23 protein-coding genes, 1 pseudogene and 1 riboswitch are annotated in these 24,375 nt (G+C 72.5%); of the genes and pseudogenes, 10 read left to right on the top strand and 14 right to left on the bottom strand.

Features of this window, described 5'->3' with window-relative positions; genetic code table 11:
• Positions 1-45: 45 nt before the first annotated feature.
• The 5 genes from DDJ31_RS28540 to DDJ31_RS28520 form a co-directional block, all read right to left on the bottom strand.
• Positions 46-3,711: a serine protease gene (locus DDJ31_RS28540; protein ID WP_127177519.1), complete on the bottom strand. Its 3,666-nt coding sequence runs from the start codon at positions 3,709-3,711 to the stop codon at positions 46-48.
• A gap of 278 nt (positions 3,712-3,989) precedes the next feature.
• Complete coding sequence (locus tag DDJ31_RS28535) at positions 3,990-4,730, bottom strand: formylglycine-generating enzyme family protein (protein ID WP_240678054.1); 741 nt, start codon at positions 4,728-4,730, stop codon at positions 3,990-3,992.
• 28 nt (positions 4,731-4,758) lie between these two features.
• On the bottom strand, positions 4,759-5,118 hold the full coding sequence (locus DDJ31_RS28530; protein ID WP_127177520.1) for a CU044_2847 family protein: 360 nt from the start codon (positions 5,116-5,118) through the stop codon (positions 4,759-4,761).
• A gap of 60 nt (positions 5,119-5,178) precedes the next feature.
• Positions 5,179-5,610, bottom strand: a complete 432-nt coding sequence (locus tag DDJ31_RS28525) for a DUF2000 domain-containing protein (RefSeq protein ID WP_164784885.1) — start codon at positions 5,608-5,610, stop codon at positions 5,179-5,181.
• A 135-nt stretch (positions 5,611-5,745) separates the two neighbouring features.
• The gene (locus DDJ31_RS28520; protein ID WP_127177522.1) at positions 5,746-6,465 is read right to left on the bottom strand and encodes an iron-containing redox enzyme family protein; all 720 of its coding nucleotides are present in this window, start codon (positions 6,463-6,465) and stop codon (positions 5,746-5,748) included.
• Positions 6,466-6,939: 474 nt separating this feature from the next.
• On the opposite strand from DDJ31_RS28520, the gene DDJ31_RS28515 reads away from it, so the two are divergent.
• Positions 6,940-7,185, top strand: a complete 246-nt coding sequence (locus DDJ31_RS28515) for a hypothetical protein (protein WP_127177523.1) — start codon at positions 6,940-6,942, stop codon at positions 7,183-7,185.
• Here DDJ31_RS28515 and DDJ31_RS28510 read toward each other — a convergent pair.
• The gene (locus DDJ31_RS28510; protein WP_127177524.1) at positions 7,144-7,722 is read right to left on the bottom strand and encodes a GNAT family N-acetyltransferase; all 579 of its coding nucleotides are present in this window, start codon (positions 7,720-7,722) and stop codon (positions 7,144-7,146) included. The genes DDJ31_RS28515 and DDJ31_RS28510 overlap by 42 nt on opposite strands.
• Positions 7,723-7,806: 84 nt before the next feature.
• Positions 7,807-7,893, top strand: a riboswitch (ZMP/ZTP riboswitch).
• A 21-nt stretch (positions 7,894-7,914) separates the two neighbouring features.
• On the opposite strand from DDJ31_RS28510, the gene DDJ31_RS28505 reads away from it, so the two are divergent.
• A complete protein-coding gene (locus DDJ31_RS28505; protein WP_127177525.1) occupies positions 7,915-8,781 on the top strand; it encodes a bifunctional 5,10-methylenetetrahydrofolate dehydrogenase/5,10-methenyltetrahydrofolate cyclohydrolase in 867 nt (288 codons plus the stop codon).
• A 115-nt stretch (positions 8,782-8,896) separates the two neighbouring features.
• Here DDJ31_RS28505 and DDJ31_RS28500 read toward each other — a convergent pair whose 3' ends face one another.
• Positions 8,897-9,916: an aldo/keto reductase gene (locus DDJ31_RS28500; protein WP_127177526.1), complete on the bottom strand. Its 1,020-nt coding sequence runs from the start codon at positions 9,914-9,916 to the stop codon at positions 8,897-8,899.
• Positions 9,917-9,946: 30 nt separating this feature from the next.
• Positions 9,947-10,843 (bottom strand): helix-turn-helix transcriptional regulator, encoded by an 897-nt coding sequence (locus DDJ31_RS28495; RefSeq protein ID WP_127177527.1) that lies wholly within the window; start codon positions 10,841-10,843, stop codon positions 9,947-9,949.
• A gap of 571 nt (positions 10,844-11,414) precedes the next feature.
• On the opposite strand from DDJ31_RS28495, the gene DDJ31_RS28490 reads away from it, so the two are divergent.
• The 5 genes from DDJ31_RS28490 to DDJ31_RS28470 all read left to right on the top strand — a co-directional run bounded on the left by DDJ31_RS28490 (position 11,415) and on the right by DDJ31_RS28470 (position 15,423).
• Positions 11,415-12,299, top strand: coding sequence for an aldo/keto reductase (locus tag DDJ31_RS28490; RefSeq protein WP_127177528.1), 885 nt, complete (start codon positions 11,415-11,417; stop codon positions 12,297-12,299).
• A gap of 56 nt (positions 12,300-12,355) precedes the next feature.
• A complete protein-coding gene (locus DDJ31_RS28485; protein ID WP_127177529.1) occupies positions 12,356-12,727 on the top strand; it encodes a DUF2255 family protein in 372 nt (123 codons plus the stop codon).
• 36 nt (positions 12,728-12,763) lie between these two features.
• On the top strand, positions 12,764-13,798 hold the full coding sequence (locus DDJ31_RS28480; protein ID WP_127177530.1) for a zinc-binding dehydrogenase: 1,035 nt from the start codon (positions 12,764-12,766) through the stop codon (positions 13,796-13,798).
• A 52-nt stretch (positions 13,799-13,850) separates the two neighbouring features.
• Positions 13,851-14,270: a (R)-mandelonitrile lyase gene (locus DDJ31_RS28475; protein ID WP_127177531.1), complete on the top strand. Its 420-nt coding sequence runs from the start codon at positions 13,851-13,853 to the stop codon at positions 14,268-14,270.
• Positions 14,271-14,388: 118 nt separating this feature from the next.
• Complete coding sequence (locus tag DDJ31_RS28470; protein ID WP_127177532.1) at positions 14,389-15,423, top strand: alcohol dehydrogenase catalytic domain-containing protein; 1,035 nt, start codon at positions 14,389-14,391, stop codon at positions 15,421-15,423.
• Positions 15,424-15,590: 167 nt separating this feature from the next.
• Here DDJ31_RS28470 and DDJ31_RS28465 read toward each other — a convergent pair.
• Positions 15,591-17,111, bottom strand: a pseudogene (locus tag DDJ31_RS28465) (glycosyltransferase family 39 protein).
• Between the two features lie 127 nt (positions 17,112-17,238).
• Between DDJ31_RS28465 and DDJ31_RS28460 the strand changes: the two are divergent.
• Together DDJ31_RS28460 and DDJ31_RS28455 are read left to right on the top strand one after the other, a co-directional pair.
• The gene (locus DDJ31_RS28460) at positions 17,239-17,919 is read left to right on the top strand and encodes a response regulator transcription factor (RefSeq protein WP_127177533.1); all 681 of its coding nucleotides are present in this window, start codon (positions 17,239-17,241) and stop codon (positions 17,917-17,919) included.
• Entirely contained in the window at positions 17,906-19,393 is a 1,488-nt protein-coding gene (locus DDJ31_RS28455) for a sensor histidine kinase (RefSeq protein WP_127177534.1), read from the top strand. The genes DDJ31_RS28460 and DDJ31_RS28455 overlap by 14 nt, the downstream gene beginning before the upstream one ends.
• Before the next feature lie 68 nt (positions 19,394-19,461).
• Here the strand turns inward: DDJ31_RS28455 and DDJ31_RS28450 are convergent, their stop codons facing one another.
• From DDJ31_RS28450 to DDJ31_RS28440, 3 genes are all read right to left on the bottom strand, one after another.
• Positions 19,462-19,701, bottom strand: coding sequence for a hypothetical protein (locus DDJ31_RS28450; protein ID WP_240678055.1), 240 nt, complete (start codon positions 19,699-19,701; stop codon positions 19,462-19,464).
• Between the two features lie 57 nt (positions 19,702-19,758).
• On the bottom strand, positions 19,759-20,694 hold the full coding sequence (locus tag DDJ31_RS28445) for an SDR family oxidoreductase (RefSeq protein ID WP_127177535.1): 936 nt from the start codon (positions 20,692-20,694) through the stop codon (positions 19,759-19,761).
• A 96-nt stretch (positions 20,695-20,790) separates the two neighbouring features.
• Positions 20,791-21,423: an NADPH-dependent F420 reductase gene (locus DDJ31_RS28440; RefSeq protein ID WP_127177536.1), complete on the bottom strand. Its 633-nt coding sequence runs from the start codon at positions 21,421-21,423 to the stop codon at positions 20,791-20,793.
• Positions 21,424-21,664: 241 nt separating this feature from the next.
• On the opposite strand from DDJ31_RS28440, the gene DDJ31_RS28435 reads away from it, so the two are divergent.
• Positions 21,665-22,576: a LysR family transcriptional regulator gene (locus DDJ31_RS28435; protein WP_127177537.1), complete on the top strand. Its 912-nt coding sequence runs from the start codon at positions 21,665-21,667 to the stop codon at positions 22,574-22,576.
• 115 nt (positions 22,577-22,691) lie between these two features.
• Here DDJ31_RS28435 and DDJ31_RS28430 read toward each other — a convergent pair whose 3' ends face one another.
• Together DDJ31_RS28430 and DDJ31_RS28425 are read right to left on the bottom strand one after the other, a co-directional pair.
• Complete coding sequence (locus tag DDJ31_RS28430; protein ID WP_127177538.1) at positions 22,692-23,435, bottom strand: DsbA family protein; 744 nt, start codon at positions 23,433-23,435, stop codon at positions 22,692-22,694.
• Between the two features lie 238 nt (positions 23,436-23,673).
• A complete protein-coding gene (locus DDJ31_RS28425; protein WP_127177539.1) occupies positions 23,674-24,303 on the bottom strand; it encodes a TetR/AcrR family transcriptional regulator in 630 nt (209 codons plus the stop codon).
• Positions 24,304-24,375 lie beyond the last annotated feature (72 nt).

The following is a 24,375-nucleotide window of genomic DNA, read 5'->3' as shown; positions in this document are numbered from 1 at the left end:
GGCGCGGTCGGCGCCGTACACGCCGACCCGCGCCCGCCGCCCGCCCTACTCCTCCTGCGCGGAGTAGCGGATGGTGCGCACCGCCTCGTAGGCCACCCGGCGCAGACCGGCGCTCTCCGTGCGGCGCCCGCTGAGCGCCTCGAGCAGGCCGATCGCGCGCGGGGTGCCGGTGCGGGCCAGCGCGACGGCGGCGGCCAGCACCCGCTGGTCGGACGGGCGTTGCTCGCCCTGGCCCGGGTCGGGGGTGCGGGCCGGCCAGCTCGGCGGCCAGGTCGCCGGGTCGAGGTAGCCGAGCAGCGCCTCCTCGGCTCCTGGGGTGCGCAGCGTGCCGAGCGCCTCGATGCCCTGGACGGTGGCGGTGGGATCGTCCTCCTCGGACAGGGCCCGCAGCAGCAGCCCCTCCGCCCGTGGGTGCTCGAGTCTGGCCAGGGCCCGGTAGGCGGTGACCCGGTCGACGAGGCCGGCGGGTCCCGGCGTCCGCAGCAGGGCGGCGAGCGACGGCAGCACGGACGGGTCGCGCAGCGCCGACGAGCAGAGCAGCGCGAGTCGGAGCCGTTCGCCGTCGTCGGGGCCGCAGCGCGAGGTGCGGACGGTGCGCAGCCAGCCGCGGCAGACGGGCGCGGGCACCTGGCAGAACAGGCGCAGGCACAGGTCGATCAGCCAGTCGTGGCCGGGCCGCAGGGAGCGCTCCAGGAGCAGGGCGTGCGCCTGCGTGTTGCCGGTGCGGCCGAGCGCGGCGAAGGCCGCCCTGACCAGGGTGGGGTCGCCCTCGTCGAGCAGGCCGGCGATCAGCGGCTGGGTGCGGGCGGGCCGGCAGCGCAGCAGGAAGGCGAGGGCCGCGACGCGCAGCCGCTCCTGCGCTCCGCCGTCCAGGGCCGTCTCCAGCAGGGGTTCGGTGTCCTCGGCGTACACGCCGAGCGAGGTCAGGGAGAGCAGGTTGGCTCGGGCGTGGTCGTCGGTCGCGTCGTGCAGGAGGCGGGCGTGGAACGGTCCGTCGCCCTCCACCCACTCGGGGTCGACGGCGTGCCGGATCGCGAGCTGGCCGACCGGGTCGGGCGCGTCGACGAACAGCCCGCGCATCGTCTCCCGCACGGAGGCGGGCGAGGTGACGCGCATGGCCAGCGGTGCCCGCAGGCGCCCTCGCAGGGTGCCGTCGGGTCCGGCGAGCAGGGGGCCGGTCTCCGGGCCGAGGGGGATCTCCGTGAGGGCCTGGCCGGCGGCGCCGGAGACCGCGCTCATCGGATGGTCGAGCAGCGGGGCGAGCAGCGGCACCGACTCCGGGCGCCCGCACCGGCCGAGCGCCTCGATGACCTCGACGGCGCACAGGACGTGGCCCTCCAGGTCGAAGGCGGCGCCGACGGGCCGGCCGGAGGTGGTGGGGTCGGTCTCCGTCAGCCTGCGCAGCATCTCCGCGAGCACCTCGCCCGCGACCTCACCGGCGACGAGCCCGAGGAAGTCCACGTACCGCAGGAAGAGGTGCCGGGGCGGCCGGTGCGCGCCGTAGAGGCGGTCGGCGACCGCCCCCACGTACTCGGGGAAGGCCGCGGCGAGTGCGGCGAGGGCGTGCGCGGCCTCGACGGCGAGGGGTGATCCGGGTCCGAACGCGACCGGCAGGAGCGCGTCGACCAGGTCGTCGCAGACCGGCGCGGCCTCGGGCAGTCCGTCCGAGGCGCAGCGGGCGGCGAGGGTGAGCGCCTCGACGGAACGCGGTTCGCCGTCGGGCGCGAACGCGATCCGCGTGACGAACCGTTCGGCGTCGTCCGGTCCGAGCATGCCGGTGTACAGCCTGACCACCTCCTCCCAGCGCGGGTCGTGACATCTCCCGAGGGCCAGGTCGGATCCGTCGGGACGGCCGCTGAGGGCGCGCGCGGCGAAGTACTCCTGGAACGTCAGATGGAGGAAGCCGTAGCGGCCACCGGGACCGCGCAGCAGGACCGCGTCCCGCTCGGTGAGCGTGCTCAGCAGCTGGTAGGGGGTGGTCGCCGGGGCGGCTCCCGCGGGCCGCCCGGCGACGAAGCGGCCCCAGAGCGCGTAGAACTCCTCCTCGCCGAACGACTCCCGCCGCAGGTGCATCAGTTCCAGGGCGAGCCAGCTGAGGAAGGACCGCTTGAGGAGCGGCGGGCAGCCGCCGTCGACGGACTCCCTGCCGGTCAGCAGGACGTCGAGGAGCACCGCGTACAGCTCGGTGCGCTGCCGGGGCACGTACACCTCGTCGCCGTCGCGCTGCGCCGCCGACAGCAGGGACAGCATCAGCGGGTTCTGCCCGAACTTGGTCAGCGCGGGGTTGACGTCGATCTGCCGTTCGATGTCGTGTGCGACGGCGGGCCGGTCCTCGAACCAGCGGGCCAGGAAGCGCGCCCGCTGGCCGCGGCTGAAGCCGACGCACTCGAAGGTGCGGAACGTGCCGGGCAGCAGGCCGCGCGGGAAGGCCACGGTCCGGCAGGAGACGTAGAAGCGGTTCTGCGCGGCGAGCAGGCGGCGGATCTCCTCCGCGACCCTGCGCTGGAGCGGGGCGGGCGCCTCGTCGAGACCGTCGAGGAAGAAGACCGCGCGGCCGGTGGCGCAGGCGGTGAGCAGTTCGTCGGCGACGGCGGGGTACGCGCCGCGCAGGTAGGCGCGCAGGCACTCGGGTTCCTCGGTCAGCGACGCGATGCGCACGAAGACCGGCAGGTCGCCGCCGAACAGCTCGCCCCGGCAGGTCCTGACGAGCAGATGGCGCAGCAGGGTGGTCTTGCCCGCGCCGGGTTCGCCGAGGACCGTCGCGCAGGGGGCGGCGAGCAGCTCGCCCAGGGGGGCGTTGGGCTGCCGGGTGCGCGGCTGCGGGCTGCCCCGGTCGCGCCGGGAGTCGCGTTTCTCCTGGGCGCCGTCGGGCGTGAACTGGACGTCGCCGCCGGAGCGCCGGGAGAAGGCGGTGCCGTCCAGGGTGTCCGAGGCGAGGGTCAGGGTCACGTACACCTCGTCCAGGCGTACGTCCCGCTCCAGGTTGGCGAACGTCACGTAGGAGTGCTCGCGCTGAAGGTTCATCAGATAGCCGCTGACGGCCGCGGACCGACGGCCGCCGCCGCCCGCCCGGTCGACGGCGGCGGCGTTCTCCTCCAGGAGCCCCGGGCGGAGCGCCTCGGCCTCCTCGACGGGGACCGCGTAGCCGCCGCCGTCGGGGTTCGAACGCTTCACCACCCCGACGACGCGGTCGTCGACGAGCGAGTGGACGGGTCCGCCGCTGATCCCGGGTCTGATGGCCGCGTCGTTCAGCACCAGCAGCCGCTGCGGTGGCTCGGGGCTGCCCGGCCGGCCGTGGTAGGTCGTGGCGCCGGTCACCCGGCCGGACGTCGGATAGCCGCGGTAGCCCCGGTCCTCCCACTGGTGGCCGTACGCGTAGAAGCCGAAGATGCCGTATCCGCTGGGTCCGAGGGGCAGCACCGGGTGGTCGGTGTGACCGACGTTGAGCAGGAGCAGATCGGGAGGCGTCCCGGGAGCGGGGCCGACCGTCGCCCGTACGGGGAGTTCGCGGCCCTGCCAGTGCACGCGCAGCGGCCGGGGGTCGGCGGGGTCGTGGACGTGGCCGCAGGTCAGGACCCAGCCGGGCAGGACGAAGAACCCGGTGCCGACGGCGTCGGGACCCTGGGTGATCCGGACGACGGCCGCGTCGACGGCGGCGACGGCCGCCCCGGGGACCGCGCCGTCGGAGGGTCTCCTGATACCGGTGTTCACGGTGAGCCGCAGGGACGACGGGAACGGTACGGGCGCGTGGGGCGCCCGCGCGGTGCGTACGGGGCGCGCTGCCGTACGGGGCGCGCGGTCCGGCGGGCGGGTGCGGTCCGGCGGGCGATTTCGGTCCGGCTTGCGATGGCGGTCCTGCGGGCCACCGCGTGCCGACGGATGCCCTCGGTCCGGCGAGTGCCCGCGATCCTGCCGGTGTCAGCGATCCTGCCGGTGCCCGCGATCCTGCCGGTGTCAGCGATCCTGCGGATGTTGCTCGATGGACGTGGTCAGCGCCAGGAGCGCACGCACACGCGGAAGCCGTCATCGGCACCTCCCTGGTTGTACGAGTTCGTCCAGTCCCGGCAGGCGGGGCGGACGATCTCCTTGGTGCAGTAGGCGGAACCGCCCTTGACGACGCGGCGCGAGGCGGGCCGGGCCGCGAACGGGTCGATGAACTGGGCCTCTTGATGCGCGCGGCTGTGGTAGTAGTCCTCGCACCACTCCCATACGCCGCCCGCCATGTGCAGGCACCCGTAGGGCGAGGCGCCCTCCGCCACCTGGTACACGGAGCGGAACGCGTTCCTGCCGTCCTCGGCGGAGTTGCACAGGTCGGGCCTGAACTCGTTTCCCCACGGCCAGATCCGGTCGTCGCCGCCGCGGGCCGCCTTCTCCCACTCGGCCTCGGTGGGCAGCGCGAAGGCCAGCCCGGAGCGTTCGCTCAGCCAGCCGCAGTAGGCCACGGCCAGTTCCCAGGAGACGTTGACGGCGGGCAGGTCGAGGGCGGAGTCGCCGCCGGGGCCCGCCCGGCCTTCCGACTGCCAGGTGTCGGACGCCAGTTCCCAGCCGACCGCCCGCCGGAACGCCGTCATCTGACGGCGGGTGGTGGGGTGGCGGGCGATACGGAACTCCGAGATGTACACCTCGCGCATCGGGAACTCCAGGTCGCCCGCGTACGGGTCGAGCTCCGAACTGCCCAGGCAGGACATGCCCGCGGGGATGTCCACGAGTTCATGGCCGTTGAGGAACACGGTCGCCGCCCCTGGTCCCGCGTGCCCGTCAGCCGGCGTCGGAGTCGGGCGCGGCGTCCGGGCCGCTCAGGAGGTCAGGCTCCGGGCGCCCGTCACGCGACCACTCCAGTGTGATCAGGAAGTTGGCCTCGACACCGGCCTTGGCGACGAGCGCCGACAGTCCGGTGCTCTCCGCCTTGAACGCCACCCCGAACTGCACCTGGGTGCGGTGCGGGGCCGCCGCCTTCAAGGCGTCGCCGAGGTCCTGGCAGAGGGTGACCACCGAGGGCATGACGGCGGAGAACGGGGTGGTCCCGCGCCGGAACGCCACCTCTTCCTCGACGTCGCCCGGGACTGTCTCCACCCACACGACGGACCCGTCGGACAGTGTCAGACGCTGACTGCTCACGTTCCCCCGATCCGCCGCGCGGGCGGGCACCGCCGGCCGTTCCCGGCGCGACGCCCGCAGCTACTGCCAGAGACTGAAGCGTCCGGTCAGGGCGGTCACGGCGTCAAGGGGCCCGTAGACCATCACTCCGAGATACGCGATGTCCTCCTCGGCGGTGCCCGCGACGGCGTCCGCGAGTTCGTCGTCGTGGCCCGTGGTGAGCATCTGCTCCGGATAGTCGGCCCAGAACACGTCGTCGCGCTCCCTGGCCTCGGCGACGAGCCGCCGCAACCGGTTCTGCTTGACCTTGGTCACGATGACCGGGTACTTGGAGATCCCGGTGTGCGGGACACCGGAGGCGTCCTTGAGGACGTCCCGCCCCATCAGGTCGCCGTCGTCGCCGTGCGCGCCGAGGGCGACGGACAGATGCCCGGCGACGTTCAGTGCCACACCGGGTTCCAGGTGGGAGGCCAGCACGAGCACCGACTTCTTGGCGCGGTAGTCGTAGGTCACGCGAGGTTCCTTCGCCGAACTGTCTTGTCCGCCAGGTGAGTTCGACAGGCTATCCACTGGCGGCGGCCGCGCGGGGCACTCCGGCCGAGACGGTCGCTCCGCCACCGGGAACCGACGGAAGAGGCCGGGAACCGGTCACCGAAGACCGCTCAGCGGATTCCACCGCTCATCGGTGATCCGCAGCGGTTCGACGTGCGCGTCGAAGACGCCGTACGCCTCGTCCAGCAGGATCTCCATGCCGCGCCGCCCGAGCGCGATGCCGAACCGCAGGTCCCGCTCCTCGTCGTCGGGCAGCGCCTCGACGGCTTCGTACAGGGCCGCGACGTGCTGGTCGTCGACCTCGATGTGCAGGTCGAAGAAGTCCGTGCGCAGCTCCGGGTGGTGCCGGGTGAGCGCCTGCCGCGCCGCGTTGTACGTGACGGGGGTCATCGCCTCGTTGACGAGCATGTAGCCGATGGCGCGGCCGGTGCTGCGGGACTTCGCCACGTTGAAGGCGAGGCTCAGCGCCAGGGTGATGCCGGCGCGCTCGGTGTAGGTGTCGAACTCCTCGCGCGCCACCCCGAGACCGTCGAGGAGGTGCAGGTAGTGCAGGAAGTGCGCGTGCCTGGGGTCGCCCGAACCCAGCTCGTCGTCGAGGTTCTCCTGGAGGATGCGACGCACCTTGTCGTCGTCCGTCCAGGCCAGTAACTCCCGCAGGATCCAGGGGAAGCTACGGGACTCGCGCCCGGCGCAGAAGACCCACCGGTGCGCGGCGTCCCGGGGCAGCGTGCCCGCCGCGGCGGAGGCCACCAGCGGATGGTTCCGCACCTCGTCGAGGGAACCCTCGACCTGTTTCCTGACCTCTGACACGAACATGTGCTGCTCCCCTGACTCTTGACTGCGTCATGGCTGCGTCTTGGCTTGGCTGCGTCTTGGCTGGCTCTCGGCCGGCTCTCGGCTGGCTCTCGGCTGACTCTCTCGGCTGACTCTCTCGGCCTGAGATGAATGCCGCGATCGGGGCCACATATGCCTTGTCGCCCGGCTTGTCGCCCCGATTCCAGCGTGGCAGAAATCCGGCAAGGCGGGAGACCCCAGGGGAAGACGCCGCCGGAATGACCGATACCGCGAGGCTCTGTGGCTTGGAGGGTCGGGGGCGGGGGCGGGACGGGTTCCGCGCGCCCCTGTGCGCGGGCGCGCGAAACAGCGCAACAGCGGTCGCCAGGACCGGAGGACGTCGTTGAGCCGACGTGAGGGACCGGCGAGGGGTCCTCGACCGCACGCCAGGGCCCCGAAGCGGTGTGCCGTAGCGCCGTTGCCTGGAATCCCGACGAACTACCGTACGGATAAGAGATGTTGAGGCACGCACGGCTGGCGGCCGTTCTCGCGGCGCTCGCCGCGGTGGCCGCGTGTGGAAGCGGGAGCCCGCCCGCTCCCGGGCCGCCCGTGTCGCCGGTGGACCTCTCCCTGCTCACCGTCGGCTCCCGGGCGGTCTCCGCCCGGCGCCTCGTGATCACGGCGCGCGTCAACGGCCAGGCGGTCGGCGCCACCACACGCTCACCCGCCATGGCGGCCCCGGTCACCCTCGACGTCCCCTGACCCGGCGGGCGTGACCGGGGAGCGCAGGCCGAGCCACTGTTCGGCGTCCCAGGCGTGGAACCGTTCCAGCTCGCCGAATCCCAGCTTCGCGGCGAGGCGCATCGAGCGGAGGTTGGCGGTCTGGGTGGCGAGCACCACCGGCTCATCGGGGAGGACACCGTCGAACCATCCGAGCACGGCGGCGCACGCCTCGGCCGCGTAGCCGAATCCCCACGCCCGCGGCAGGAACAGATAGCCGAGATCGGCCTTCCCGACGGCGACCGGGCAGCGGTGCCGGGTGTTCTCGGTGAGCGTGACCTGTCCGATCATCGCTCCGTCACGTTCGACGACGAAACGTCCTGGGCGCCGCTCGGGCGCCGCGGGCATCTCCCGCTCGATGTCGTCCCGTCCCCGGGGGCCACCGAGGTAGGTGTGCACCTCGGGCGAGGCGAACAGCTCGACGACCGCCGCCCGGTCCCGGGCCTCGGGCTCACGGACGACGAGCCGCCCGGTCCTGATCGATGCGGGCGGCCAGGCGACGGTTCCGAGGTCGGTCATGCCGCCCAGCCAATCAGCGGACCGGGGGGTGATCAAGGCCGGCGGAGCGAGCCGCCGCTCGGCGGGGACACCCCACTAGAGTGGCGTGCGGGCCGTGACTGGCGCTGAGGTGGAGCACCACCGGGGAGCGGCCCGCCGAACCGGTCGATGCCGTGCGCCTGGGCGAGTGGTCAACGACGCCTGGAGGCGACCATGTCCCGGACACGGACCGCACAGCTCATGGACGGCGCCGGCCTCGCCCGACGCGTCGTCGAGGAAGCGTCGGACCGAGCGGCGGAGGTCACCCGGCGGTCCGGTGCGACGCCCTGCCTGGCGACGGTGCTGGTGGGTGAGGACCCGGCATCCGTCACCTACGTGCGGATGAAGCGGGCCCGTTGCGCGAAGGCGGGCATCGAGTCCCGGCTCGTCAGCCTGCCCGCCGCCACGACGACGGCCGAGCTGGTGGAGACCCTCAGGTCGCTCTCGCGGGACACCGGAGTGCACGGCATCCTGCTTCAGCACCCCTGCGGCCCGCACATCGACGAGCGGGCGGCGTTCGAGGCCATCGCCCCGGAGAAGGACGTCGACGGGGTCACCATGAGTTCCTTCGGGGCGATGAGCTTCGGACTGCCCGGTTTCGCGTCGTGCACGCCGGGCGGGATCATGCGGCTGCTGGACGAGTACGACGTCGATCCCGCGGGCCGGCACGCCGTGGTCGTGGGCCGGAGCGCCATCCTCGGCAAGCCCGTCGGGATGCTCCTGCTCGCCCGGGACGCCACCGTCACCTACTGCCACTCCCGCACGAGCGATCTGGCGGCGACCGTGCGGGAGGCGGACATCGTCGTGGCGGCCGTCGGCCGTCCCCGGCTCATCCGGGGCGAGGACATCAAGCCGGGGGCCGTCGTGATCGACGCCGGGTACAACCCGGGCAACATCGGCGACGTCGACTTCGACACCGCCCGCCTCCGCGCCCGCCTCATCACACCGGTCCCGGGCGGAGTCGGCCCCATGACCATCGCGGTCCTGCTCGCACAGACGGTCACCGCGGCCACCACCCAACTCGGCCTGGTTCGGGGGTGAGTGAGGGCGGGGCGCCTTGACGGTGCCGGTCGGTGCCGCGCGGGCGGCCGGTCCGACACCCCCCGTCGACAACCGCTACCTCCACGATGCCCCACATCGCCGCAGGACGCCCCCCTCACCGCCGCCGCTGATCCCCCCGCAGCTCGAAGTCCCCGTAGCTGTTGTCGACGGGGTTGACCGTCACCCCGGGGGCCACGATCTCGTCGATGGCGTCGAGTACGTCCGTCGGGAGGGTCACGTCGGCGGCCGGCAGGAACGCCTCCAGTTGGTCCATCGTGCGCGGGCCGATGATCGCCGAGGTGACGCCGGGGTGGTTGAGGACGAAGGCGACGGCCAGTTCGATCAGGGAGAGGCCGGACTTCGCGGCCAGCGCGGCGAGTTGTTCGACGGCGTCCAGCTTGCGCTGGTTGGCCGGGGTGCTCATGTCGAAGCGGGCCTGGGGGCGGGCGGCGGAGGCGGGGCCCTCGGTGGCGTTCTTGCGGTAGCGGCCGGAGAGCCAGCCGCCGCAGAGCGGGCTGTAGGTGAGGGTGCCCATGCCGTGGCGCCGCACGGTGGGGAGCACGTCCTCCTCGACGCCGCGGACCAGGATCGAGTACGGCGGCTGCTCGGTCACGAACCGCTCCAGGTGCCGTTCGCGCGCGGTCCACTGGGCCTCGACGATCTGCGAGCCGGAGTACGACGAGGAGCCGAGGTAGCGGATCTTGCCCTGGTGGACGAGGTCGGAGAGGGCGCCGAGGGTCTCGGCGACGTCCGTGTCGGGGCTCGGCCGGTGGACCTGGTAGAGGTCGATGTGGTCGGTTCCCAGGCGGCGCAGGGAGTTCTCCACCTCGCGGATGATCCACCGCCGTGAGCCGCCCCGCTGGTTGGGGTCGTCCTGGTCCATGGGCATGAAGAACTTGGTCGCCAGGAACACGTCGTCGCGGCGCCCCTTGAGCGCCTTGCCGACGATCTCCTCGGAGACGCCCGCGGAGTAGACGTCGGCGGTGTCGACGAAGTTGACGCCCGCGTCGAGGGCGCGGTGGATGACCCGGACGGAGTCGGCCTCGTCCTGGTTGCCCCAGGGTCCGAACATCATCGCGCCCAGGCAGAGCGGGCTGACCTGGACTCCGGTGCGGCCGAGCGGTCGGTACTGCATGGCGGGGGGTTCTCCTCGATCGTGTGGTGGTCAGTCGTCCACCGCGGGGACGGCGGTGCCCGCACCGGTCCAGCTGGCCAACAGGCCGAGCGCCTGCCGCTCCGGGGAGTCCGGTTCGGGGGTGTAGAAGTTCAGCCGCAGGCCCGGGTCGGACGGCAGCTCCATCGCCTCGTAGGGCAGCGCGAGTTCGCCGACGAGCGGGTGGTGGAGCCGCTTCACCCCCGAGCGGTGGAACTTCACGTCGTGCCGGGCCCAGCGCCGCGCGAAGTCGTCGCTGCGCGTGGTCAGTTCGCCGACCAGATCGGTCAGGAGCCGGTCGTGGGGCGAGCGTCCCGTCTCGGTGCGCAGGAAGGCGACCGCGTCGTCGGCCCCCTTGTCCCAGTCGGACCAGAAGTCCCTGCTCGCGGGGTCGAGGAACATGAAGCGGGCGGTGTTGACGGGCCCGCGCTGCGCGAACAGCGGCGAGTCGAAGACCGGCGCGTACAGGGCCCGGCCGAGTGTGTTGGCGGCCAGGACGTCGAAGCGGGCGTTGCGGACGTAGGCCGGCACCTCGGGCATGGAGTCGAGCAGGCGCATGATCGTCGGCCTGATCCGTGACGAGGTCGCGGTGGGCCGCCGTCCGGACGGTGTGGCCGCGCGGGCGAGGTCGTAGAGGTGGGTGCGCTCGGCCTCGTCGAGTCGCAGGGCGTGTGCGAGGGCTTCGAGAACGGAGTCCGACGCGCCGCCGAGGTTCCCGCGCTCCAGCCGGACGTAGTAGTCCACGCTCATCCCCGCGAGCAGGGCGACCTCCTCCCGGCGCAGCCCCGCGACGCGCCGGTTCCCGCCGTGGAAGGGGAGCCCGGCCTGCCGCGGGGTGATCCGGGCGCGCCGGGTGCTCAGGAACTCGCGCACCTCGGCGGCCACGTCCTTCTTGATGTCGTCGGCCATGCTCAGGTCCTGGTGTCGTCGTGGGCCACGCCCGGATCGGACTCGGCCACGCCCGGATCGGACTCGGCCGGGAGCGGGCGGGTGCGGGCGGGGACGGGGCAGGTGCGGGGCGGGCTCGTGTCCGGCCGGGGCCGTGCGGCGGTGGGCGGGGCGTCCTCGGGGCGGTGTCCCCGGCACCGGCTCGGCCGTGGGTCCGGCGGCGTCACCGGGTTCTCGGGCACAAGGGCTCCTTCCGGTCGGCCGCGCGTGACGGCGGCCTCTCCACCGTAGGTCCGCCGGGGCGAGCCTGCGAGGTACTGCCAGTACCTGGAAGATCAGTGACTCCCACACCGCCTCCGACATGCAGTTACCTGGGGAGAGCCGGAGACTGGCGGCCCGGGACCGGGTCAGGACCGCCGGCCGCCGACGCGAGGAGGCACCGTGCCCGCACGGTTCGCGGGGCGGGACCGCCACCGGACGCCGCCGCGGGCGGTCCGCCGTTCCCCCGGACGGAGCAGCTCCACGGGACCACCCGGACCCGCGGGCACGGCGATCACCTACCAGGACGCACAAGGACGAGAAAGGCCCTCCGATGCAGACCCTCACCCTCAACAACGGCGTCGAGATGCCCGCCCTCGGGCTCGGGGTCTTCCAGACCCCGCCGGACGAGACCAAGGCCGCCGTCACGGCCGCCCTCGACCTCGGGTACCGGCACATCGACACCGCCGCCGCCTACGGCAACGAACGCGAGGTCGGCGAGGCGCTGCGCGACTCCGGGGTGCCCCGCGAGGACGTCTTCGTCGAGACGAAGATCTGGATCAGCGACTACGGCTACGACGAGACCCTGCACGGCTTCGACAAGAGCGCCGCCAAGCTCGGCCTCGACCGTATCGACCTGCTCATCCTCCACCAGGCGCTGCCGTCGGAGTTCGACCGGACGCTCGACGCCTACCGCGCCCTGGAGAAGCTCCTCGCCGACGGCAGGGTCCGCGCGATCGGCGTCAGCAACTTCATGGTCGACCACCTGACCGCCCTGCTCGACGCCACCACCGTCGTCCCGGCCGTCAACCAGCTGGAGATCCACCCCTACTTCCAGCAGCGCGCGGTCCTCGACTTCGACGACGCCCACGGCATCCTCAACCAGGCGTGGTCCCCCATCGGCGGCATCACCTTCTACCCGGGCTACGGCGAGCACCGCAGGAGCGTCCTGGCGGACCCGGCCGTCACCCGGATCGCCGAGGCGCACGGCAAGAGCCCGGCCCAGGTGCTGCTGCGGTGGGGGCTCCAGCAGGGCCGCTCGGTCATCCCGAAGTCGACCAAGCGGGAGCGCATCGCCGAGAACATCGACGTCTTCGACTTCACGCTGACCGCGGACGAGCTGGCCGCCCTCGACGCGCTGGAGACCGGCCACCGCGGCGGGCCCGAGCCGACCGCCGTCACCCTCGCGGACTTCGGCCGCGCCATCCCGGAAGCCTGACGCCCTCCCCCGCCCACGGAGTGCCGTCGCACTCCCGTCCACCGAAGGTGACCCCCATGACCAGCTGGAACGACTCCGACCTGAACGGCATCGGCGCGGCGGAGGAACTCGCCCTGGAGTCCGAGCGCGGCGACGGCACGCTCCGCGCCCCCGTGACGATGTGGGTGGTGCGGGCCGGTGACCGGCTCTACGTCCGCTCGGTCAAGGGCGTCGACGGCCCCTGGTACCGGGGTGCCCGCTCCCGTGACCGAGGGCGGGTGGCGGCCGGCGGTGTCCGGGCCGACGTCGCCTTCCGCGACGCCGACCCGGACGAGTACGGGGACGTCGACGCCGCGTACCGGGAGAAGTACGGCCGGTACACCAGCATCGTCGAGCACGTCCTGACCGACCGGGCCCGCGCCTCCACCCTCCGTCTCGAACCGCGCTGAACCGCCCCGCCCCCTCCCCCGTCAAGGAGCACCGCCGTGCGAGCCACTCTGATGTACGCGGCTGAAGACGTGCGCGTCGAAGACGTCGCCGACCCGACGATCCAGCAGCCCACCGACGCGGTCGTGCGGATCGTGCTGTCCTGCGTGTGCGGCAGCGACCTGTGGCCCTACAAGTCGCTCGCGCCCACCGACACGCCCCGTCACATGGGCCACGAGTTCCTCGGCGTCGTCGAGGACACCGGCGCCGACGTGCGCACCCTCAAGCGCGGCGACGTGGCCGTCGCCCCGTTCGTCTGGGCCGACAACACCTGCGCCTACTGCCGCGAGGGCCTGCAGACCTCCTGCCCGCACGGCGGCCAGTGGGGCGTGGACGGAGTCGACGGCGGGCAGGGGCAGGCCGCCCGGGTGCCGCTCGCCGACGGAACGCTGGTGAAGCTGCCCGTCGCGGAGGACTCCGAGCTGCTGCCCGACCTGCTGACCCTGTCGGACGTGCTGTGCACCGGCTACCACGCGGCCCGCACCGCGGGCGTCGGCCGCGGTGACACGGTCACCGTCATCGGGGACGGCGCGGTCGGCCTCTCCGCCGTGATCTCCGCCAGGCTGCTGGGCGCCGAGCGGATCATTTTGATGGGCCGCCACCGCTCCCGTACCGACCTGGGCCTGACGTTCGGCGCCACCGACGTCGTCGCCGAACGCGGCGACGAGGGCGTCGCCCGGGTCCGCGAGCTGACCGGCGGCGAGGGCACCCGCAGGGTCCTGGAGTGCGTCGGCCTGAAGGACGCGCTGGTGCAGGGCTTCGGCGTGGTCCGCGACGGCGGCACCGTCAGCCGCGTCGGCGCGCCGCAGTTCACCGACGTGCCGTTCGGCTTCGCCGACTTCCTGCGCAACATCACCCTCACCGGCGGGGTCGCCCCGGCCCGCGCGTACATCGAGGAGCTGATGCCGCACATCCTCGACGGTGCCATCGCGCCGGGACGCGTCTTCGACCGCACCGTCGCCCTGGAGGACATCGCCGACGGCTACCGCGCCATGAACGACCGCGAGGCCCTGAAGACGCTGGTGCGCCCGTGACCGCCCGCACGCCTGACCCGGCCGGCTCCACCCACTCCGAGGAGAGAACCGCATGAGATTCGTCAAGCCCGTGCCCACCGGCAAGGGACCCGCCGACTGCTTCGCGGGGGACGTCTGGTTCGACGTCGTCCACGCCGGTCAGGAGCCCTCCCGCATCCGGGCCAACATGGTGCGCTTCGCGCCCGGCGCCCGCACCGCCTGGCACCACCACGCCGTCGGCCAGACACTCCACGTCACCGCCGGTGTCGCCCTGATCGGCACCCGCGACGGCGTCGTGTACGAGGCCCACCCCGGCGAGACGGTGACCTGCCCGCCCGGTGAGGAGCACTGGCACGGCGCCACCGAGGACCGCTTCATGCAGCACCTCGCCCTCTGGGAGGGCACCGCGCCGGGCGACGACCGGCCCGAGACGAGTTGGCTCGAGCACATCACCGACGAGCAGTACAACGCCCCGCGCACCCGTCGCCACTGACCCGTCCGGCGGCACGGGCGAGCAGCACCGGGCGCCGGGGCAGAGAGAGCCGCGCCCCGGCACCGCCAGTCAGGGCGGCGGAGCGGCGAACACCCCTGATTAGAGAGCGAGTTGTCCCATGCGGGCCACCTTCATGTACGAAGCAGGCGACGTCCGCGTCCAGGACGCCACGGACCCGGTCATCGAGCAGCCCACCGACGCGATCGTCCGCGTGCTGCGTTCCTGCGTGTGCGGCAGCGACCTGCACCCGTACCACTCCCTGACGGCCGCCGAGGGGCCGGTGCCGATGGGGCACGAGTTCCTCGGCACCGTCGAGGAGACCGGGTCCGAGGTCTCCGGCTTCCGCCGTGGCGACCTGGTCGTGGCGCCCTTCGCGTTCGCCGACAACACCTGCGAGTTCTGCCGCGCGGGCCTGCACACGTCGTGCCCCGACGGCGGCTTCTTCGCCGCGGGCGTCGGCGGCGCCCAGGCCGAGGCGATCCGCGTCCCGCAGGCGCAGGGCACCCTGGTCAAGCTCCCGAACGACGTGGACGAGGCGCTCCTGCCGTCCCTGCTCACCCTCGCCGACGTCTACGGCACCGGCTACCACGCCGCCCACCAGGCCAGGGTGCGGCCGGGCGACTGGGTCACCGTCATCGGGGACGGCGCCGTCGGACTGCTCGCCGCGCTCTCCGCGAAGCAACTCGGCGCCGAGCGGATCATCCTGATGGGCCGTCACCGGCAACGCACCGACCTGGGACGGTACTTCGGCGCCACCGACGTCGTCGCCGAACGCGGCGAGGAGGGCATCGCCAGGGTCCGCGACCTCACCGGCGGCCACGGCACCCGCGCCGTCCTGGAGGCCGTCGGCCATCTGCCCGCCTACGAGATGGCCGTCGGGACGGTACGCCCTGGCGGCGTCATCAGCCGGGTCGGAGTCCCCCAGTACGAGGAGGCCCCCGTCGGCTTCGGCAGCCTCTTCGGCCCGAACATCACGCTCACCGGCGGCCCGGCCCCCGTCCGCGCCTACCTAGAGGAGCTACTGCCCGCCGTCCTGGACGGCACCGTCGACCCCGGCCGGGTCTTCGACCGCACCCTGCCCCTGGAACAGGCGGCCGAAGGCTACCGCGCGATGGACCGGCGCGAGGCCCTCAAGGTCCTGCTCACACCGTGACGCCAGAGGCGGGGGCGGGGCCTGTCGCGTGCGGCACGGCACAGCCCGGCCGCCGGCCGCGCGAGCCCGGCTCCCTCGGCGGGGCCAGCGCCCTTGCTTCTCGCGCGCGGAACGTCAACGCCCCACGGCCCGGCGCGCCGCTCCTGGCCAGCAGGAGCGGCGAGACGCTACCCGTGCCCTCCCCCGTCGCCTGATCCAGGGCCGCCCCTCCGGGACGGGCCGCGGTCGCGGACGTAGACGGTAACTCGTAGGCCGGTGACCTGAGTTGTGGTGCGCTCGCGGAAGTACCGTCGCAGGGTGCCGGTCTTCGCTTCCTCCTGTGGCCCGGTGAGCGCGTCGGCGCCCGCCGGGCCACGGACCACGACGATCCGGTCGAATCGCAGCATGCGGGCCGCGATGACGTCGGCGGGAAGCTCGACCCCCGCGAGCGTGTGGGAGGAGACGGCGTCCCGCGCCAGGGCGAGGTCTGTCAGAGAACGCGTGTCCTCGGGGTCGGCCGCGGTCAGGAACCGGTACCGGCCGGAGAGATAGAGCAGCCCGTCGCCGGGCCGACCCGCCTCGCGCACGGCGGCGCCGAGGGCGGTGACGTCGTTGCTCCGGCTCTGGGGCGTCCGCAGCGCGAGGCTCGGCGGGACGAGCGCGGCCAGTACGGCGACCACCGCGACCGACGGGATGCGGGAGGACCGTCGCAGCCGGTGGAAGTGATCCGTCCAGGCGCCCACCAGCAAGGCGATCCCGATACTGCTGTAGAGCACGTACCGGTCGACGAAAAGCGGCTTGACAAGCGAGGCGACCAGCAGCAGAAGGCCCGGGAGCACCACGATCGGCACCGCGAGCGCGGCGAGCCGCACAGGCCCCCGCGCCCCCAGGTGCGGTCGGGCACACGCCAGGCCCACGACGACCGCGGCCAGGAACCCCGGAAGCCGCACCGGGCCGCCGATCCAGGACACCTGCCCCGACTGCCCCGCACTGCGGATCGCCAGCGGCAGCAGCCCGGCCACGACGCAGGCGGCGGCCACGCTCCACGCCGCCAGCACCGGTCGCGGAACCCGCGAGACGACCAGGGTGACGCCGTGTGCGACCAGGGCGAGGACCGCGAACTCATGGAGCAGGCAGGCCAGCAGCATCGTGAAGCCGTAGACCGCCCACCGTCACCGGGCGCGCCGCGCGACGCTGACCACGAGCGCGTAGGTGGCCCAGGTGACCAGGGCGCAGACCATGGCGTAGGAGCGGCCCTCCTGCGCGTACTTCTGCACCTGGGGAAGGAGCGCGAACACCAGCCCGGCCGACAGCCCGGCACGGGCCCCCGCCAGCCGCAGCCCCAGAAGGCCGACTCCGGCCGCTGCCACGGCCATCGCCAGCACGGACGGCAGCCGCAACGTCAACAGCCCGCCGCCGAAGAGTCCGAAGATCCCGTGCATCACGGCGTAGTGGAGCGCGTGGACCAGATCGACGTGCTGGGCGGTGAGCCATATCTGCGCGAGGTCGCGGCGCGCGAGCTGGTAGGTGACGGACTCGTCGCCCCACATCGTGTTCTGCCTGCGGATGCCCCAGAGCCCCAGAGCGACGGTCAGCACCGCGGGCGCGATGACGACGACGGCTGTGGCCCGACCCGGCGACGGTCGACGGGCGGACGCGGGAGGGGAGGCCGTCTCGGCGACGGCGGGACCACGTACGTCAACGGACATCGGCAGCAGGGCCTTTCAGCGGCGGCGAGGGACTCCGCCACCGTGCCCGCACCGAGTTGACGGTCCGCTGACCCGACCTGACCGGCCGATCAGGAAGGCGGCCAGGCGCTGTGCGAGGCTGCCTCCCATGCGCATCCTGGTCGTGGAGGACGAGAAGGACCTCGCCCGCACCCTGCACACCGGCCTGACCGCCGAGGGCTACAGCGTCGACCTCGCCCACGACGGCCGGCAGGGCCTGTGGATGGCCAGGACCGGCGAATACGCCCTGGTCGTACTGGACTTGATGCTGCCGGGGCTCAACGGCTACAAGGTCTGCGCCCAGCTGCGCCGGGAGGGCAACGCGACCCCCATCCTGGTACTCACCGCCAAGGACGGGGACTGGGACCAGGCGGAGGCCCTGGACACGGGGGCCGACGACTACCTGGCCAAACCCTTCTCCTACCTGGTGCTCGTCGCACGGCTGCGGGCCCTGGTCAGACGAGCCGCCCCGGTCGCCCCGCCCGTCCTCGCCGTGGGCGACCTCTCACTCGACGTCGCGGCCCGGGTCTGCCGCCGGGCCGGGACCCGGGTGGAACTCACCCCAAGGGAGTTCGCCGTCCTGGAGCTGCTGGCCCGCCGGGCAGGGCAGGCGGTCTCCAAGGCGGACCTGCTCTACCACGCCTGGCCCGACGAGGCATTGGACCCCAACCTGGTGGAGGCGCGCGTCAGCGCCCTGCGCAAGAAGGTCGACGCGGCGTTCCACCGGCAGTCCCTTCAGACCGTACGGGGTACCGGCTACCGACTGGTGGACGACCGTGAACGCGACTGAGCCGCACCGCCGTTGGTGGCCGCGTTCGGTACGGGCCCGCACGGCGCTGGCCGTCGCCTCGACCGCCGCCGTCATCCTGGCCGGCACCGGCTGGTGGGTGCACCACGACGTCCACCGTCAGGGCACGCGGATCGCCGAGGAACAGGCCGAGCGGCAACTCTGGTCCCTCTGCGCGCAGTTGCGCCAGGGTGCCGTTCCCGACCCCACAGGCACCCTGCCGTACGAGGTCGTCGCGAGCGGCCGACGCTCCGCTGTCGCCTACGGCGGCGGCATGGACGGCCTCGATCCCGGCACCCGCCATGTGCTGCCCGTCCCGTCGGAGACCCGGGAGCCCGGACTCCTGACGATCCGCCCCCTCCGCATACCGGACCGCGGGGACCACAAGTCCCCGTCGAACGGGGACTGGCTCGGACTGGCCGGCGGGACCCACACGGTCATGTTCGCCGACATCGGCGCCGCCGCACTGGGCGGCGAGAAGGCCGCCGAGCTGGGCGTGGCCGCCGACGCCAGGCTGCGGGTCTACGTGGTGGTGCTCCCGCGCACAGCCGAGAAGATCACCGAGACCACCGACGGCGTGCTCCTGCGGGCCGGGCTGGTCAGCCTCGTACTGATCGCGGCCGCCGCCTACTTCACCGTCCGTGTCGCGCTCCGGCCGGTCGAGGCCATCCGCGCCCTCACCGCCTCGGTCACCGCGAGCGACCCCCGCGAACGCGTCACCGTCCCCGCCACCGGACACGAGATCACCGCCCTCGCGACGACCATCAACGCCACCCTGCAACGCCTCGACGACGCGGCGGCCCGCCAGCGCCGGTTCGTCGCGGACGCCGCCCACGAACTGCGCAGCCCCCTCACCACCTTGCTGGCCAGCCTGGAAGTGGCGCTCGCCTACCCGGAACGCGCCGACTGGCCCGCCACGGCGACCACCGCCGCCCGCCAGACCCGCCGCCTCCAGGCTCTCGCCGAGGACCTGCTGCTCCTGGCCCGCCTCGACACCCGCGCCCCGGGCAGAGCCGAGGCCGAACTCGTGGACCTCACGGCCACAGCCTCCCGACTGACCGAGCAATACCCCTTGCCCGACTCGCAGTTGACCCTGACCTGCGACAGCACCGCCCCCGCGTACACCCGCGGCAACCCCGACGCGTACGAACGGCTGCTGCGCAACCTCGTCGACAACGCGGCCCGCCACGCCGCACACCGCATCCAGATCACCGTCCGGAACGAGGACGACCGGGTCGTCCTCACGGTGCACGACGACGGACCGGGCATACCCGCCGCGGACGCCGAACGCGTCTTCGAGCGCTTCGTCCGACTCGACGACGCCCGCTCCCGCGACCAAGGCGGCACCGGCCTTGGCCTCGCCATAGCCCGAGACCTGGCCCACCGCCACCAGGGCACCCTGACCCTGGCCCCGAGAACCCTCGGGGCATGCTTCCACCTGTCCGTACCGCGAGCCGCCGACCCGGCGGAGGGCTGAGGCACTGGACGGCCGTGCCCCGGATTCCGATCCGGCCGACCCGCACCACGGCCCCCGCCCACTGACGGTCACCGCGTCGCGGTGGCCAGCGCCGCGGTGGCCAGCGTCGCGGTGGCCAGCGCCGCGGTGGCCAGCGCCGCGCGGACGGTGCCCTCACCGACCGGCCGGCCCCTCTTGTCCGCGTACGGCCCGTACGGTGTTCCCCACACCGGCGTGCCCGTCGCCTGCCGCCAACTGTCGGTCAGCGTCCCCGCTTCCACCACGCCGTAGCCGACGGATTGGATGAATTCGGCTACCGCGGCCTTCACGAGCAGGGCGTCCGGAACTTGCCGCTACTGAGCCCGCCACGATCCGGTTTCACGCCGTCAACCGGCCGCAAAGTAATGGCCGTTGTCCAGGTCGGCGAGCAGGCCGGGTCTGGTGGGTTCCCAGCCGAGGGTCCTGCGGGTGATGAGGTTGGACGCCGGGTAGCTCTGCGTGACGATGTTCGTGAGGAACCCGAAGTACCCCGGCGTCATCAGGGCATCGCGGGGAACGCTCACGGCGGGCAGGCCGAGACGGCTCGCGATGGCCTCGGCGAGGCCGCGGAACGGGATGCCCCCGTCCTCGACCGCGTGCCAGTACGCGCCGCCCGGCCCCGCCTCAAGGGCCAGCCGGAACAAGGTGGCGGCGTCGCGGATGTGCACGGCGTTCCAGAGGTTCGCGCCGTCTCCGGGGTAGCCGACGAACCCCTTCTCCTTGGCGAGCGCGATCAGCGTGGGGAGGAAGCCGGCCCGATCGGTCGTGCTGTGCGCGATGGTGGCGATCCGCACGACGGAGGACCGCACCCCCTGCTCGGCGAGGCCCACGACGGCCCTTTCCACGACGTTGCGGACCCGCAGCGTGCCCCTGTGCTCATCGCCCGCGGGGAGGGCCGGGTCCTCCTCGGTGACCGGCCGCCCCAGGTTCCCGGGTGAGCCGATGCTTCCCGCCGTGACCAGCGGCTTCCCGGTTCCCGCGAGTGCCTCGCCGTACGCGAGCATGATCGGGAGCTCCGCGGCGGCCACGGCGTCGAGTCCGCCGGAGGGAAGCAGATCCTGCCTGTGCGCGAGGTGGATGACGCCGTCGGAGTCGGCGGCTGCCTCCTTGAGCCCGTCGAGATCCTGGAGGTCGCCGCGACGCGCCTTCGCACCGAGCGCGGAGACGGCCGCCGCGGCGGCGTCCGACCGGGCCAGGCCGGTGACCTCGTGCCCGGCGGCTATGAGTTCGGGAATGAGGTACGAACCGGAATGACCGGTCCCTCCAGTGACGAAAACGCGCATGTGATGGTCCTTGTGAGGGTAGGTGATGAACCCTTTCCCGCCGTGCGCGAACTGACACAGATGCGGCACGGAAAAGGTAGTGCTAGGGAGTGTCGCTCAGCCGAGAAGAGTGACGCCGAGGGAGAAATTGGTGTGCTTGACGGAGTGGTTCATGAGACCCAACTCCAGCAGGCCGACGTTCTCCAGCGCCCGCGCCATGAACAGCTCCCCGATATCCCAGGGGCGCAGCCCCATGCTCTCGACGAACACCGACACGCGCGCTTTCGCCTGGGCGTCGTCGCCGGCGATGAAGACGTCCAGGGGGCGACCCTCGGCCGGCCCTGCCGCCAGAACGTGCGAGAACACGGTGTTGAACGCCTTGACGACACGCGCGTCCTCGGGAGCCGCCCCGGCGATCTCCTGCGCGCCGGAACTGCCGTCGGGGACGACGAATCCCCGCAGGTCGGCGGCTACGGGGTTGGTGACGTCGACGATGACCTTGCCGCGCAGCGCGTCCCCGTACTCCCTCACCAACGCCGCAGCTCCGGCGTAGGGCACGGCGAGGACGACGATGTCCCCGGCCGGAGCGGTCCCGACCGCCCCGACTGTGGCGCCGCCGAGCGAGGCGGCCGACTCCTCGGCCCTGGCGGGATCGCGTCCGATGATCTCGACGGCGTTACCGCCGGCGAGCGCCCGGCCGGCCAGTGCGCGGGCCATGTTCCCCGTTCCGACAATGCTGATGCCGCTCATCGGTTTCCTGCTTTCCGAGCTCGAATCTACCGTGAGTATCTATGATCAAATCTTGACTCGAATTCACGGGCCGAACCCATGAATCGATTTCAGAGGTGGATTGCACAGGTCGATCCGGTGAATCCAATTCGCTTGGACGCCTTCAATCTTCTGTCTCAGCCTGCCATCGGCCCGAGTGGGTGTCCAAGACCTCTTGAAGTCGCGGTGATACCCTGAAGGCATCACCAGGCCGGGAGTAGCGATGGATCTGGATCTGCGCAAACTGCGTTACTTCGTCACCGTGGCCGAACAGCTGCATTTCGGCCGTGCCGCGGATGAACTCCACATCGCGCAGCCGGTGCTCAGCCGGCAGATTCGCGCGCTCGAACAGGATCTCGGCGCCTCGCTGTTCACCAGGGATCGCCACGGAGTGGAGCTGACAGACGCGGGCCGGCAACTGCTGGCCGACGCCGGTCCGCTGCTCGCCTCGACGCACGCGGTCCGACGCCGGGTGTCGGCGGCCGCCCGCGGCAACCGGCGGCTGATGGTCGGTTTCCGGGCCGGCGTCCCGGTCACCCCGGCGGCGCGGAGGTTCGAGGACCGGCACCCGGACGTCGTCGTGGACGTACAGCGGATCGAGGCGGAGGACCAGGCCGCGATGCTGCTCGACGGCCGCATCGACGTCGGCTATGTGCGGCTGCCCATCGACGAGGCCGGTCTGCGCGTCACCCCGCTGTACGCCGAGCCGCGGGTAGCGGTACTGCCCGCAGGACACCGTTTCGCCGACAAGGAGGAGGTCACGGAGGCCGACCTGGCCGGCGAACCGCTGGTCTGGCACGGTGACCCGAGCACACAGCCCACCAGGCGCCCGCACCCTGACGCCGGGTACCCGGTGCGCGGGGTGGACGAGACGCTTGAGCATGTCGCGGCCGGGCGGGGCATCTCCTTCCTGGCCCGTTCGGCGTCCGTGTTCTACTCGCATCCGGACATCGCCTATGTGCCCATCCCGGAACTGGCGCACGAACAGGTGTGCCTCGCGGTGGCGGCATCGCGCACCTCGCCGGTGGTGGACGACTTCGTCACTGCGGCCCGGTCAGCGGCCGAGATCACGGCGGAATGCGGGAACTACGAGATGTGGCAGCTTGGCGGCGATGCCGCCGCAGGGCCCGCTTGAGCCGTTCGACTGACCAGCCGACCCATCCGCGCGCCCACGTCCGGCACACAGCCGGGCCGGGCCGAGCCGGCGGGCAGAGCATCAGGCCCGCCAACACCCGCTGACGGCACGACGGTTACTCACTACGGCGAGGCAGAAAGGTCCGGTCCCACTCACCGGGCTTGTCATGGATCTGTTGCAGCAGCCTGGCGAAGATCCCACCGTCAAGAAGGCCGTTGTACTCGAGCGGAATCCGCTTGCCGTTGATCACAGCGGTGGGCGTCCCCGGCCCCCTGGGGTCCTGGGCGCCTCCGGCCTGTTCGTACGCCTGCTCGGAGGCCGCCACGAAGGAGCGGTACTTCATGCTCTTCACGGCCGAGTCGAACTCCGGGCCGCGCAAACCGTCTACCTCGCTGGCCAACTCCAGCAGATAGGCGTCGGTGTAACCGTCGTCGCTCTCCTCGGGCTGGTGGGCGTAGAGCACCTCGTGGTACTCGACGAACTTCCCCTCCTCCAGGGCCGCGCGCAGGGCGTTGACAGCCCTCTTCGAGCCGCTGCCCCCGACCTTGTCGTCGAGGAAAGACGCCAGGGTGTACTCGGTTCTCGCTCGGCGGACCAGCATCGCTTCCCGCAGATCCGGGGAGCCTCCGGCCGTCTCGAACATCTCGCAGGCCGGGCAGCGCGGATCCTCGTACAGGCGTACGACCACCGCCGAGCCCGGATCGCCCACCAGGATGGTGGTGCCGTCCTTGTGCAGCGACTCCGGCAACTCCTCCGCGCTCTCGAACCTGGGCTTGTGCTCCGCCGCCCGATGCCCACACCCCGCCACCGTCAACACCGCCGCTATGCCCAGCACAGCCCAGCGACCCCCACGCACCATGCGCACATCCCCTCCCCAGAGAACAGCGCAACGCTAGATCATCGGCCCATCTGACACACAGCCAATTCCCCACGCCGGCGGGCCCGGCCAGCCTGCGCTCCCCTCCGGTGGGACCACGCCCCCGGAGATCACGGACGGGGTGGGGGACGGAGACGAGCACGGGGACGGTGACGGGCACGGTGACGGTGACGGTGACGGTGACAACGGGCCGCGCGCAGCGACGGCCGTGGAAAGCCGGTCAAGCGCGACCTGCGTCGCCCCGCAGATACGCTCCCGCCCGCGCCGCAGCCGCGGCGGCCGTGGCGGCTCGGTCCGCGGCGGCTTCGTCGAGGCGGTCGCCGCTGGTCAGCAGACGGTAGTAGAGGGGGGCGGAGACGGCGCGGACGACCTCGTGGACATCGGTGCCTTCGGGCACCTCGCCCCGGTCGATGGCCTGCTGGACGCAGGGCGCCCACTCGTTGACGCGGATGTCGTAGAAGCGGTGCAGGGCCTCGGCGGTCTTCGCCTCGCAGGTGGCGGCGGCGATCACCGCCTTGAACAGCGCTCCCTGCCGCGGATCGGCCAACGTGCGCTGCACGAGCCGGGCGTTGGCCGTGAGGTCACCGAGCAGTGAGCCGGTCTCGGTGCGCGGCAGCGACTGCTCGGCCATGTCCAGCAGCAGATCGGCCACCAGGCCGGTCACCGTTCCCCAGCGGCGGTAGACGGTGGTCTTGCCCACCTCGGCGCGGCGCGCGACGTCAGCGAGGTCCAGTCGGGCGAAGCCCTGCTCCGCCAGGGCGTCCCCAGCCGCTCGCAGCACCGACTCCCGCACCCGCGCCGTACGCCCGCCAGGACGGACGGTCCCGGGATCCGCACCCTCAAACCCCATAACGGGACTCCAGTTTCATTAATCGCTCACACCTGCTACGTTGAGGAAACACTAACGGAACTGCAAGCCCAT

The sequence above is a fragment of the Streptomyces griseoviridis genome (genome assembly GCF_005222485.1).
Taxonomy (GTDB): Bacteria; Actinomycetota; Actinomycetes; order Streptomycetales; family Streptomycetaceae; genus Streptomyces; species Streptomyces hintoniae.
The sequence above is the reverse complement of the archived record's forward strand: the minus strand, read 5'-3'. Positions and strand labels throughout refer to the sequence as shown.